The organism is Massilia phyllostachyos (assembly GCF_021044825.1).
Classification (GTDB): Bacteria; Pseudomonadota; Gammaproteobacteria; order Burkholderiales; family Burkholderiaceae_D; genus Telluria; species Telluria phyllostachyos.
Genome location: NZ_JAJNOC010000010.1, coordinates 108,253 through 121,103 on the forward strand (window position 1 = coordinate 108,253; position 12,851 = coordinate 121,103).

Sequence of the window (12,851 nt, forward strand, 5' to 3'; positions counted from 1 at the left end):
GCGCAAAGCCATTATCCTACAGGAAAGGATGGTTTTGGACACGTGGAAAGTGGTTTTACGGACCGCTTTACGACAGTTCACGGCGTCCACGCCGCGCTTCGCGCCATCAATGGCGCGTTCGTCGCAGCCGCCTTGCTTCGCGTTCCGCGGCACGCCAGAATGCCGGTTCTTGACATAAGGATCACAGCGCCACATGACAGCCCGCATCGCTCCCCGCCTCCTGCGCGACCTCGGACTGGCCGCCCTCGTCAGCGCCGTGGCCGCCGTCGTCATCGTGCTGACGGTGGCCAAGCCGGAGACGCTGTTCGCGCAGCTGGTGTACTCGCTGTGCATCGGCCTGGGCGGCTTCGCCGTGGTCGACACCGTGCGGCTGCGCTGGGCCGCGTCGCTGCCGGCGAACCGCCTGCGCTGGGCGGCCCTCCTTGCCCTGACGGTGGTGGTCGCCCCGCTGGCGCATTTCACCGGCCTGCATGCCGGCGCGCTGCTGCTGGGGGAGAGCCTGCCGCCGCTGTCCGAGTACGCGAACACGGGACGGGTGAGCATGATCGTGTTCACGCTGATCGGCCTGGTCGTCATGACCATGCTGGCCGAGCACCGCGAGCGCCTGGCGCGCATCCGGCAGGAGCACGCCGACGCCCGCCTGCGCGCCGAGACCATCGAGCGCCAGGCGCTGCAGGCCCGCCTGCGACTGCTGCAGGCGCAGATCGAACCGCACATGCTGTTCAATACCCTGGCCAACCTGCAGGGCCTGATCGCACTCGACCCGGCGCGCGCCGACACCATGCTCGACCAATTGATCCAGTTCCTGCGCGCGACCCTGGGCGCGAGCCGCGCCGACAGCACCACCCTGGGCGAGGAGTTCGCGGCCATGGAAGCGTATCTCGGACTGATGCAGGTGCGCATGGGTGCGCGCCTGGCCTACCGGCTCGCACTCCCGCCATCCCTGCGCGCTGCGCGCCTGCCGCCGATGCTGCTGCAGCCGCTGGTGGAGAACGCCATTGTGCACGGCCTGGAGCCGGCGATCGACGGCGGCGAAGTCGTGCTGTCGGCTTCGGCGCACGGCGGCCTGCTGGAGATCCGGGTGCGCGACACCGGCATCGGCCCCCGCGCCGCAGCCGCGCAGCGAGCCAAGGGTGGCGGCATCGGCATGGACACGACCCGCGAGCGCCTGCGCGTCCTGTACGGACAGCGGGCCGCGCTCGACCTCACGCCGGGCGAGCCGCAGGGCGCCCTGGCCATTTTGACCCTTCCCCTGGAGACCGCATGAAGCCCCGCGCCCTGATTGCCGAAGACGAACCGATCCTCGCCGCGACCCTCGCGCGCATTCTGCAGAAGCTGTGGCCGGAACTGGAGATCCTCGCCACCGCTGCGAACGGCGTGGCGGCGGTCGAACAGGCGCTGGACCTGCGTCCCGACGTGCTGTCCTTCGACATCCGCATGCCGGGGCAGACCGGCATCGAGGCGGCCGAGGAACTGCTCGAACGCTGGGATGGACCGGCGCCGTTTCCGCATGTGGTGTTCGTGACCGCCTACGATGATTACGCGGTGCAGGCCTTCGAGCAGGCCGCTGCCGATTACGTCCTGAAACCGGTGAACGAGACGCGGCTGGCGCGCACCGTGGAGCGCTTGCAGGGCTTGCTGGCGGGGCGGCGCGAGGGAAGCGATCCGCTCGACCAGCTGGTCGAGCGCCTGCAGGCCCTGCTGCCGAACGACGCACCGCCCGCCGCCGCGCGCCTCGACTTCGTGCGCGCGGCCGTCGGCAATGTGGTGCGCATGATCCCGGCGGACGAGGTGGTCTACTTCCAGGCGGCCGACAAGTATGTCTGCGTGGCGACCGCCGACAGCGACGTCCTGATCCGTGTGCCCCTGCGCGAACTGCTGCCGCAGCTCGACCCGAAGCTGTTCCGGCAGATCAATCGCAGCACCGTGGTGAACCTGGCCTGTGTGACCAGCGCCGTGCGCGATTCGGTCGGCAAGCTGCAACTGAATTTGCGCAGCCGCCCGGAGAAGCCGCGCGTCAGTCCGGTGTATGCCCACCTGTTCCGGCAGATGTGATGCACACCATGCTAAGGCAGGCCCGCTCCGCGTGCCCGCCCGCCGCGCGCCATCCTCGCCAGCGCGCCGATCGTCAGGCGCGTGCCCCATGCAAACAGGGCGATCACGCTGCCCGCCAGCAGCGGCAGCACCGCACCGAAAGTGGACGTCATGCCCAGCACGAAGCCCAGCAGGTACTCGGCGCGGTAGCCGTGCACCAGCGGCGCGATCACGAAGGCGCCGAGGAAGAGGAAGCTGACCGCCGGGTGCCCGCTTGTGAAGGCGAGGGCCAGTGCGCCGCCCCAGGCCAGCGACAGCGCGAAGTGCAGCCGGACCACCGTCGTGAAGCGCTCGCGGCTGCCGGCCTGCACCAGGGTCGCGCCGCGCCGTTCGATGCGTCCGAGCGCGAACCAGACCAGCAGCGGCACCACCAGCACACCCCACCAGTTGGAGATGGCGGGCATGGCCGGATCGTTCAGCAGGTGGTGGGCAGGCACGCCGCCATGCGTGGTCTCCCATCCGAGGTGCAGCAGTTCGGCGGCGAGGCCGCACAGGGTCAGCAGCAGGCGCGTGCGCAGCGAGGGGTGGCGAGCAGCGAGATGCATGGCATGGGTCCTTTGCGGTGAGCCAGGCAGTGAAAGTGAAAACCCTGCATCGATAGTAGCAAGCTTGTCCGTTCGGCCACAATGCGCATCGGATAAATGCGCGGCGCCGGCCCTAGATCGCGGCAAGCACCTGCGCCGTGTTGGCCACCGCCGCGTATTCGCCGTCCAGGTTTGCCAGCGACATGGCATGGACCTCGTCCGCGCTGCGCGCCACGCCCGCATGGTCGGCGCGCGCAAAGGTGAAGGTCGCGTCCTCGACCGCCGTCACATCGAAACCGAGGTTGCCCGCGCTGCGCACGCTGCATTCGACCGAGATGTTGGTGCTGACGCCGACGACGACCAGGCGCGCGATGCCGCGCACCCGCAGCCAGCGTTCCAGGGTGGAGTTGACGAAGGCGTCCGGTACGTTCTTCTCGACCACGTGCTCGTCCGCGCGTGGCGCAAAGGCCGGCTGGAACGCCGCTCCCGGCTGTCCCGGTGCGAAGCCGGACCCTGGCGAGCGCGAGACGTGGCGCACGTGGACGACCGGCGCACCGCGCTCGCGCCAGGCGGCGAGCAGCAGCGCGATGTTCTCCTCGGCCCGCGGGTTGTTGCGTTCGCCCGCAGCCGGGCTGGCCATGCATTGCTGCATGTCGATGAGGATCAGGGCAGGGGAGTCGTGGGACATGGCGCGCCAGGAAATGTGAGATTGACGATGGTACACTACGCCCTTTGGCTCTCATTCGGATCATGGCGCACCCGCTGGAACTTCGCGCATGCGCATTGCACGCCCTGCTGGAAACCGACCCGGCCCGCAAGACGGAGCTGGTAGCGGCGCTCGCGGCCGCGCGCCGCGACGGCGGCTGGACGGTCGATGCCGCCGCAAGCCTTGATGCGCCCGCTGGCATCCCCGGCCGCCCCGCCAGACCGGAACTGGTCTCGCCGCGCCTGGTCGGCCGCCGCTCGATGGCGACCGTCGAGGGCCGCGCCATGCTGGTGCACGCGCTGGCCCACATCGAATTCAACGCCATCAACCTGGCGCTCGACGCCCTGTGGCGCTTTCCCGGCATGCCGGAGCAGTATTACCTCGACTGGCTCAAGGTGGCGAGCGAGGAGGCGTTGCACTTCACTATGCTGTGCGCCCACCTCGAAACGCTCGGCCACCGCTATGGCGACTTCCCCGGCCACGACAGCCTGTGGGAGATGGTCGAGAAAACCAGGGGCGATATCCTGGCGCGCATGGCGCTGGTGCCGCGCACCCTCGAAGCGCGCGGCCTGGATGCGATCCCGCCGCTGCGCGCCAAGCTGGCGCAAGCGGGCGACCAGGCCGCCGCCGACATCCTGGACGTGCTGCTGGTCGATGAAGTCGGCCACGTCGACATCGGCAACCGCTGGTATCTCGCGCTGTGCGAGGAACGCGGCCTCGAGCCGGTCCGGACCTATGCCGACCTCACGTTGCAGTACAAGGCGCCGGTCCTGAAAGGCCCGTTCAACCTCGAGGCGCGGCGCCAGGCCGGCTTCAGCGAGGCGGAGCTGGCCCGCTTCGCGTGAATCGCCATGGATGACACCGCCGAACGCGGCTTCCTGCTGACGCGTCACTGGCGCGATACGGATGCGGGTTGCGAAGTCGAGTACTGGCTCGCCACCGAGAATGGCGCGCGCTGCCTGCGCCTGCCGCCCCAGCCGGCCCTGGCCTTCATCCCGCTGGAGCAGCGCGAGGCCGCCGCACAGCTGCTGCGCCAGGAAACCCGCGGCCGGGTCGACTGGGAGCTGCGCGAACTGGCGCTCACCGACTTCCGCCACCGCCCGGTGGCCGGCCTGTACTGCCGCCACTATCGCCAGCTGCTGCGTTTCGAGAAGCGCCTGCGCGAAGCCGGCGTCGACGTCTACGAAGCCGACGTCAAGCCCACCGAGCGCTACCTGATGGAGCGCTTCGTCACCGCGCCGGTGCTGTATGGTGGTCGGCCGGATAACGAAAGAGCTGACCTGCTGCATGACGCCCAGCTGCGCCCCGACGGCGGCTACCGTCCAAGCCTGCGCCTGGTCTCGCTCGACATCGAAACCAACCAGCACGGCGAGCTGTATTGCATCGGCCTGGAAGGCTGCGGCCAGCGCCAGGTCTACATGCTGGGCGAAGCCAACGGCGGCGCGCCGCCGGACGGTGCCGAGGACTTCGATCTCGACTACTGCGCCTCGCGCAACGAACTGCTCGACCGCTTCGAGGAGTGGATCGCGCGCCACGACCCGGACGCCATCATCGGCTGGAACGTGATCCAGTTCGACCTGCGCATGCTGGTGCAGGCCGCCGAGCGGCGCGGCCGGCCGCTGATGCTGGGGCGCGACGGCAGCGCCATCGAGACGCGCGCCCACGGCCGCTCCGAGCATTTCTTCGTCTGCATCGCCGGCCGCCCGGTGATCGACGGGATCGAGGCGTTGCGCTCGGCGACCTGGAGCTTTCCCTCGTTCAGCCTGGAGTCGGTGTCGCAAACCCTGCTGGGCGAGGGCAAGGCGATCGACAATCCCTACAGCCGGATGGACGAGATCAACCGCATGTTCGCCGAGGACAAGCCGGCCCTGGCCTGGTACAACCTCAAGGATTGCGTCCTCGTCACCCGCATCTTCGAGAAGACCGGCTTGATTCCTTTTCTTCTCGAGCGCGCCAGCGTCACCGGGCTGGCGCTGGACCGCATGGGCGGCTCGGTGGCGGCCTTCGAGCACCGCTACCTGCCGCTGATGCACCGCCAGGGGTTCGTGGCGCCGAACATCGGCGACGTGCCGGCCGCCGACAGCCCGGGCGGCTTCGTGATGGATTCGCGCTCGGGGCTCTACGATTCGGTGGTGGTGCTGGACTATAAGAGCCTGTACCCCTCGATCATCCGCACCTTCCTGATCGACCCGGTCGGGCTGGTCGCCGGGCTGGAGGAAGACGAAGCCGAGACCATCCCGGGTTTTCGCGGCGGCCGTTTCTCGCGCACGCGCCACTGCCTGCCCGGCATCGTGCGCCAGGTCTGGGAAGGACGCGAAGCCGCCAAGCGCGAGAGGAACGCGCCGCTGTCGCAGGCGCTGAAGATCATCATGAACGCCTTCTACGGCGTGCTGGGCACCACCGCCTGCCGCTTCTTCGACCCGCGCCTGGCCTCGTCGATCACGATGCGCGGCCACGAGATCATGCACCGCACCCGCGCCCTGATCGAGGAGCGGGGCTACGGCGTGATCTACGGCGACACCGATTCCACCTTCGTCTGGCTCGGCCGCGCCCGCGGCGAGGAAGAGGCGCAGGCCATCGGCCGCGCCCTGGTGGAGCACGTCAACGGCTGGTGGCGCACGCACCTGCGGGAGGAGTACGGCATCGACAGCGCGCTCGAGCTGGAATTCGACACCCATTACCGGCGCTTCCTGATGCCGACCGTGCGCGGCTCGGACGAGGGCAGCAAGAAGCGCTACGCCGGCCTGGTGAGCCTGCCGGACGGCGGCGAAGACGTGGTCTACAAAGGCCTGGAGACGGTGCGCACCGACTGGTCGCCGCTGGCCCAGCGCTTCCAGCAGGAGCTCTATTACCGAATCTTCAAGGGCGAACCCTACGCCGACTGGGTCGCCAACTATGTGGCGGCGACCCTGCGCGGGGAGCACGACGAGCTGCTGATTTATCGGAAGCGCCTGCGCCGCCCGCTCGAGGAGTATGAGCGCAACGTGCCGCCGCACGCGCGCGCGGCGCGCATGCTGGACGACTGGCACGTGGCCCAGGGCCGCGCGCCCCAGTTCCGCCGCGGCGGCTGGATCCGCTACGTGATGAGCACCGCCGGGCCCGAACCGCTGGAGATGCGGCGGGCGCCGATCGACTACGAGCACTATTTGACGAAACAACTCGAACCGATCGCCGACGCGATCCTGCCCTTTGTCGGCGACAGCTTTGCACGGCTGACAAGTCCGCAGGGCGATCTGTTTTAATTCTGCGACATACCGTTGAGAAAGTTGCCACGAAGAATCAATTCTGGCATTAATCACGGCCCGAAACGGCGCAACTTTGTGTAGACTCTCCCCCAAAAGATGCAGAGAAACTACACGTCCATGACCACCATCAAGACTTCGCTCAAGGGATTCCTGCCCAGCGGCCTGTCCGGCTACATGGCCCTGGCCTCATCGATCCTGTCGATCATCCTCACCGTGGTCCTGGTGGCCCTGGTGCACCGGCAAGCGACGGAACATTTCAAGGAAAACATCGGCAACGGCCTCGGTGAGCTGGCCCAGCAGACCGCGGACAAGCTCGACCGCGGAATGTACGAACGCTACCGCGAGATCCGGCTGGTCGCCAAGCGCCTGGCCGAACTCGACCCGGTGGCGGAGAAGGACCGGCGCCGCCGCATGCTCGACGATGCGGTCGAGACCTATGGCTACTACAGCTGGCTCGGCTTCGCCGGCCTGGACGGCACCGTGCATGCGGCGGCGCGCGGCCTGCTGGAAGGCGCCAACGTGGCGCAGCGTCCGTGGTTCTCGAATGCGCTGAAGAATATCCACATCGGCGACGTGCACGAAGCGGTCAAGCTGGCCAAGCTGCTGCCGTCGGACGACGGCCAGCCGCTGCGCTTCGTCGACGTCGCCTTCCCGGTGCTCGGGGCCGGCGGCAGCCCGGCCGGGGTGCTGGGCGCCCACCTGTCCTGGCAGTGGGCGCGCGACGTCGAGCGTTCGGTGATCCTGCCGATCCAGGCCAGCCGCCAGGTGCAGGCCCTGATCGCCAGCAGCGACGGCACCGTGCTGCTCGGGCCGCCCGAACTGCTGGGCGAGAAGCTCGACCTGCGCGCCCTGGAGCAGGCGCGCAACGACAAGGGCGTCGGCTACCACCTCGAGACCTGGCCCGACGGGAAGGATTACCTGGTCGGCTACAGCCAGACCCGCGGCTACGCCGACTACCCGGGCCTGGGCTGGACCGTCCTGCTGCGCCAGGAGGCGGTCAACGCCTATGCGCCGGTGCGCAAGCTGAGCCAGTATGCCTTGTGGACCGGGGTCAGCCTGGCGGTCCTGTTCTCGCTGGCGGGCGGCCTGGTGGCCAACTGGATCACCCAGCCGATCAAGCAGCTGCAGCAGGACGCCGACCGCATCCGCCAGGGCGAGGCGGCCACCATCACGCCGACCGGGCGTTCCTACGACGAGGTGCAGAGCCTGTCGGGCGCGCTGAACACGCTGCTGGACGACCTGCTGCGGCGCAGCCGCCAGCTCGAATCGCTCAACCAGAACCTGGAACAGCGGGTCGACGAGCGCACCCGCGAACTGGCCGGGGCACTGGCACGGGTAGCGCAGACCGCCCAGCGCATCCAGACCATCGTCGAAAGTGCGCAGGACGCTTTCATCGGCATGGACCGCAGCGGCATCGTCACCGACTGGAATTCCCAGGCCGAGCTGATGCTGGGCTGGACCCGCGACGAGGCGGTGGGCCGCTCGCTGGGCGCGCTGGCGCTGCCGCGCCGCTTCCAGGCCGGCTTCGAGCGCGCCCTGCAGGACTACCGCAACACCGGGGTCGCGCGCGACCTCAGCGGACGGATCGAGCGCACCCTGGTCGACCGCCACGGCAACGAGCTGCCGGTCGAACTGTCGATCGGCAGCGCGGGGCAGGGCGAGCGCGGCTTCTTCAGCCTGTTCGTGCGCGACATCGCGCAGCGCAAGCGGGTCGACGAGATGAAGAACGAACTGGTGGCGACCGTCTCGCACGAGCTGCGCACGCCGCTTACCTCGATGCGCGCTTCGCTGTCGCTGCTGCAGTCGGGCGCCGCCGGCCACCTCGACAGCGAAGCCCAGGAACTGGTCGGCATCGCGCACCGCCACTGCGAGCGCCTGGTGCGCCTGGTGAGCGACATGCTCGACATCGAGAAGGTCGCCTCCGGCAAGGTGGCGGTGCAGCCGCGCCCCGAACGCTTCCTGCCGGTGGTGCTCGATGCGCTGGCCGCGATCCGGGTCCAGGCCGCGGACGCCGGGGTCGCCCTGGCGCCGCACTGGTCGCCCGAGCTGGAAGGCCTGGTGGTCGAGGTCGATCGCGATCGCATCACCCAGGTCTTGCTGAACCTGCTGTCGAACGCGGTCAAGTTCGCGCCGCGCGGCAGCAGCGTGGACGTGAACCTCGAGAACGGCGGCGACCAGGTGCGCATCAGCGTGGCGGACCGCGGCGCCGGCATTCCCGAGGCCTTCCGCGACCGCATCTTCCAGCGCTTCGCCCAGGCAGATCCGGGCGCCAACCAGAAGACCAGCACTGGCCTGGGCCTGGCGATCAGCCGCCAGATCGTGGTCGAGCACGGCGGCCAACTGGGCTTCGAGGACCGCTTCGGCGGCGGCACGGTGTTCCACGTCGACCTGCCGCTGACCCAGGCGACACTGACGGTCGCGTGAAGCGGAGAAGAGCCGGATTCAGCAAATCCGTCGGTGCGCACCATGCCGAATGCATGAATTGACGATTTTGTTGCGGTTGGGCATCAAAAATTCCTGTTAAATCGAAAATATCGATAAAAGCGCTTTACTGATTTTGCTGACTTGTGCGATTATTGCGTTACGGCAATGCAGCCGCTTTTTCGATAACAGGAGCTGAACAATGAAATCGCGTACTCGTCACTTCGTCACCACCATCCTCGCCGCAGCCCTGCTGCCTTCGATGGCCGGCGCCGCCAACGTCTACACCACGGGCATCCCGAAGACGGCGGCATTCGACGTGACCATGCGCATCGTCGCCGACTGCACCATCTCGGCGACCGGCATCGATTTCGGCCAGAACCAGGGCCTGCTGACCCAGGCCGTGTCCGGCACCGCGAACATCAAGGTGACCTGCTCCAACACCACCCCGTACAACATCGGCCTGAACCAGGGCACCGGCGCCGGCTCGAGCGGCACCACGCGCTACATGGCGGGCACCGGCGCCAACACCGGCACCGTCAAGTTCAACCTGTACCAGAGCTCGGGCGGCGGCCTGTGGGGCAATACCCAGGGCAGCGACACCGTCGGCGGCACCGGCTCGGGCCAGGCCCAGAACATCACCGTCTACGGCGAGATCCCGGTCCAGGACACCCCGGCCCCGGACGCCTACAAATCCACCATCACCGCCACCGTCTACTTCTGATACCGAACCTGATGATCGACCGCGTCCGCCGTCTTGCCGCCACCCTCGTCCCCGCACTGCTGATCCTGCTGCTGGCCAGCCTCGCCATGGGCACGGCGAGTGCCGCCAACCTGCAGATCTCGCCGGTCTCGATCAGCTTCAGGGCCGGCCAGACGGCGGCCGGCGTGACCCTGCAGAACCTGGGCGAGCAGCCGCTGCACGGCCAGGTGCGGGTGTTCGTGTGGGACCAGAAGGATGGCGAAGACGTGCTGGCGCCCGCCACCGACGTCGTGGCCAGCCCGCCGATCATGGAAGTCGCCCCCAACAGCACGCAGACCGTGCGCCTGGTGCGCCGCAACCCGGCGCCGGCGCGCGGCGAACAGACCTACCGCATCCTGATCGACGAGATCCCGAAAGGCGACGCCGCCGCCAGCGGCGTGGCGATCCGGCTCCAGTACTCGGTGCCGGTGTTCGTGCCGCCGGCCGACGAAGCGGCCGCGCCGCAACTGGCCTGGTCGATCAAGCGCCAGGACGGCGCCTGGTTCCTGGAAGCGCGCAACGACGGCGCGCTGCACGCCCAGCTGGGCGCCACCACCCTGCGCACCCAGAATGGCAAGGAATTCCAGCTCAGCAAAGGCCTGCTCGGCTACGCGCTGCCGGGCCGCACCCGCCGCTGGCGCCTGCCGGACGGCGCCACCGTGCTGTTCGGCGCCGGCGCCGTATCGGTGCACACCACGGTGAACGCGCAGGCGGCCCAGGCGGTCGCGCGCCTGGACTAGGGCGCTTGCGGCGGCATGGCCGGACGGGGAAGGAGCGGGCGCTGGCTGGCCGCGCCAGTGCTGGCGCTGGCGGTCGCGGCGGCGTTCGCCCAGGCCGCGCCCGGCGCACCCGACGCGCCTGTTGAGCTCTATCTCGAGCTCAGCATCGACGGCCGCGCCACCGGCGCGGTGCTGCCGTTCCGCCGCCACGCCGACGGACGCCTCTCCAGCGACGCCGCCGCGCTGCGCGAAGCGGGCCTGGACACCGCCCGCCTCAAGCTGCCGGAGACCGGCGACGTCGACCTTGGTTCCGTCGACGGCCTGCGCTTCGCCTTCGACGCCGCCGCCCAGAGCGTCGACCTGCGCCTGGACGACAGCCTGCGCGACGCGCAGGTGCTGCGCACCCGGCGCGAACGGCGCGCCGAGGCGGGCAGCGTCAGCCCCGGCTTTGTCCTCAACTACGACCTGTATGCGCGCTTCGGCGAACAGCGCGGCCTGTCGACCCTGAACGAGCTGCGCTGGTTCGGCGGGCACGGCGTGGTCGCCACCAGCGGCAATGCGGTGCTGGCGGGCGGCCGGCGCCGCTACGTGCGCTACGACAGTTCCTGGACCCGTTCCGACCCGGCGACGCTCTCGACCCTGCAGCTCGGCGACTTCGTCACGCCCTCGTTGAACTGGTCGCGTTCCTACCGCATGGCCGGCGTCGAGTGGCGCAAGAACTTCGACCTGCGTCCCGACCTGCTGACCTATCCGGTGGCGGCGATTGCCGGTTCGGCCGTGGTGCCGAGCAAGGTCAGCCTGTACGTGAACGGGGTCCAGCAGATGGCGCGCGAGGTGCCGGGCGGGCCCTTCCTGGTCGACGGCATCACCGGCCTGAACGGGGCCGGCCAGGCCACGCTGGTCACCCAGGACGCGCTCGGGCGCACCGTGGAACGCTCGGTGCCGCTGTATGTCGACACCCGCCTGATGGCGCGCGGCCTGTCCGACTTCGCCGTCTCGGCCGGCGTGCTGCGGCGCGACTACGGTCTGGAATCCTTCCGCTATGGCTCGTCGCCGGTGGCCAGCGCCTCGCTGCGCCACGGCGTCATTGATGCATTCACCATCGAGGCCCATGCCGAAGGCGGGCGCTCGCAGGTCGCCGCCGGCGTGGGGGCGCTGGCGCGCCTGGGGATGCTCGGCGTGGTGACCGGGTCGGTGTCAGGCAGCGCCGGGCGCTATCGCGGCCAGCAAGTGCAGCTGGGCTACCAGTTCATCTCGCAACGCGTCGCCGTCGACGTCCAGAGCACGCGCGCCAGCAAGGGCTATGGCGATCTGGGGAGCCTGGAGCGCCAGCCGGTGAACCGCGCCTCGGACCGCGCCAGCCTGGCCTGGTCGCAGCCCTGGCTGGGCAGCGTCAGCGCCAGCTACATCCGCTACGCGCTGGCCCAGGGCGCGGACAGCGGCGACGGCCAGGATGCGCGCCTGGTCTCGGTGGCCTGGTCGCGCACCCTCGGCCTGGGCGTTTACCTGAGCGTGAACGCCTTTCGCGACCTCGACCGGCCGCGCGCGCGCGGCCTGAACCTGTCGTTCAGCTTCGCCTTGGGTTCCCGGGTGTCGGGCAGTGCCAGCAGTGCGCGCCAGAACGGCGCCACCAGCCGGATCGCGACCCTGTCGCGCGCGCCGGATTTCGCCGGCGGCTTCGGCTGGGGCCTGCAGTCGGGCGACAACGCCGGCGAGCGCTTCGGCCAGGCCCAGCTCCAGTACCTGGGCGCGCACGGCCTGTTCAACGCCAGCGCCAGCCGCACCGGCGGCGGCGCCGGCGCCACGGCCGCCAGCGCCGGCTTCACCGGCGCCCTGGTGGCGATGGATGGCGCGCTGCTGCCGGCGCGCCAGGTAGGCGCGGCCTTCGCGCTGGTCTCGACCGGCGTGCCGGGTGTGCCGGTGTTGCAGGAGAACCGGCCGATCGGCGTCACCGACGGCGGCGGCCACATCCTGCTGCCGAACCTGATTCCCTATACCGCCAACCTGATCTCGATCGACACCGCCGCGCTGCCCGCCGACGTGCGGGTGCGCAGCACCAGCATGCAGGTGGTGCCGCGCGCGATGGCGGGCGTGGAGGCGCGCTTCCCGGTCGAGCGCTACCGCGCCGCCACGGTGATCCTGCACGACCGCGATGGCAATCCGGTGCCGCCCGGCACGCGCGTGGCCGTGGTGGGGGCGGACGGCAAGGCGGCGGAGACGATCGCCGGCTACGACGGCGTGGTGTTCGTGGAGGGATTATCCGGCCGCACCCGCCTGCGGATGGAGACGGCGGCCGGGACCTGCGAGGCGGGCTTCGACTATGCGATTGGCGGCGCCGACATACCGACCATCGGCCCGCTGCGCTGCCTGCCGGTGAAGTAGACCCGTGATTAGGCGTCT

Annotated in this window: 10 protein-coding genes; 8 read left to right on the plus strand and 2 right to left on the minus strand. The window is 69.5% G+C overall.

Annotated elements, in window-relative coordinates; all coding sequences use genetic code 11:
* The first annotated feature begins 193 nt into the window (after positions 1–193).
* Positions 194–1,267 (plus strand): sensor histidine kinase, encoded by a 1,074-nt coding sequence (locus LQ564_RS22385; protein WP_231060329.1) that lies wholly within the window; start codon positions 194–196, stop codon positions 1,265–1,267.
* The gene (locus LQ564_RS22390) at positions 1,264–2,055 is read left to right on the plus strand and encodes a LytR/AlgR family response regulator transcription factor (RefSeq protein ID WP_231060330.1); all 792 of its coding nucleotides are present in this window, start codon (positions 1,264–1,266) and stop codon (positions 2,053–2,055) included. Before LQ564_RS22385 ends, LQ564_RS22390 begins: the two co-directional genes overlap by 4 nt.
* Before the next feature lie 11 nt (positions 2,056–2,066).
* On the opposite strand, the gene LQ564_RS22395 is transcribed toward LQ564_RS22390, so the two are convergent.
* Positions 2,067–2,639: a hypothetical protein gene (locus LQ564_RS22395; RefSeq protein WP_231060331.1), complete on the minus strand. Its 573-nt coding sequence runs from the start codon at positions 2,637–2,639 to the stop codon at positions 2,067–2,069.
* Positions 2,640–2,751: 112 nt separating this feature from the next.
* The gene (locus tag LQ564_RS22400; protein WP_231060332.1) at positions 2,752–3,306 is read right to left on the minus strand and encodes a cysteine hydrolase family protein; all 555 of its coding nucleotides are present in this window, start codon (positions 3,304–3,306) and stop codon (positions 2,752–2,754) included.
* Between the two features lie 62 nt (positions 3,307–3,368).
* Between LQ564_RS22400 and LQ564_RS22405 the strand changes: the two genes are divergently transcribed.
* The 6 genes from LQ564_RS22405 (at position 3,369) to LQ564_RS22430 (ending at position 12,833) form a co-directional block, all read left to right on the plus strand.
* The gene (locus LQ564_RS22405) at positions 3,369–4,169 is read left to right on the plus strand and encodes a ferritin-like domain-containing protein (RefSeq protein WP_231060333.1); all 801 of its coding nucleotides are present in this window, start codon (positions 3,369–3,371) and stop codon (positions 4,167–4,169) included.
* A 6-nt stretch (positions 4,170–4,175) separates the two neighbouring features.
* The gene (locus LQ564_RS22410) at positions 4,176–6,566 is read left to right on the plus strand and encodes a DNA polymerase II (RefSeq protein ID WP_231060334.1); all 2,391 of its coding nucleotides are present in this window, start codon (positions 4,176–4,178) and stop codon (positions 6,564–6,566) included.
* A gap of 120 nt (positions 6,567–6,686) precedes the next feature.
* Positions 6,687–8,993, plus strand: a complete 2,307-nt coding sequence (locus LQ564_RS22415; RefSeq protein ID WP_231060335.1) for a sensor histidine kinase — start codon at positions 6,687–6,689, stop codon at positions 8,991–8,993.
* A gap of 199 nt (positions 8,994–9,192) precedes the next feature.
* Complete coding sequence (locus LQ564_RS22420) at positions 9,193–9,714, plus strand: Csu type fimbrial protein (RefSeq protein ID WP_231060336.1); 522 nt, start codon at positions 9,193–9,195, stop codon at positions 9,712–9,714.
* Positions 9,715–9,725: 11 nt separating this feature from the next.
* Positions 9,726–10,472: a fimbrial biogenesis chaperone gene (locus LQ564_RS22425; RefSeq protein ID WP_231060337.1), complete on the plus strand. Its 747-nt coding sequence runs from the start codon at positions 9,726–9,728 to the stop codon at positions 10,470–10,472.
* 15 nt (positions 10,473–10,487) lie between these two features.
* Positions 10,488–12,833 carry a fimbria/pilus outer membrane usher protein gene (locus LQ564_RS22430; RefSeq protein WP_231060338.1) on the plus strand — a complete coding sequence of 782 codons (2,346 nt, stop codon included), beginning with the start codon at positions 10,488–10,490 and terminating at the stop codon, positions 12,831–12,833.
* The last annotated feature ends 18 nt before the right edge of the window (positions 12,834–12,851 follow it).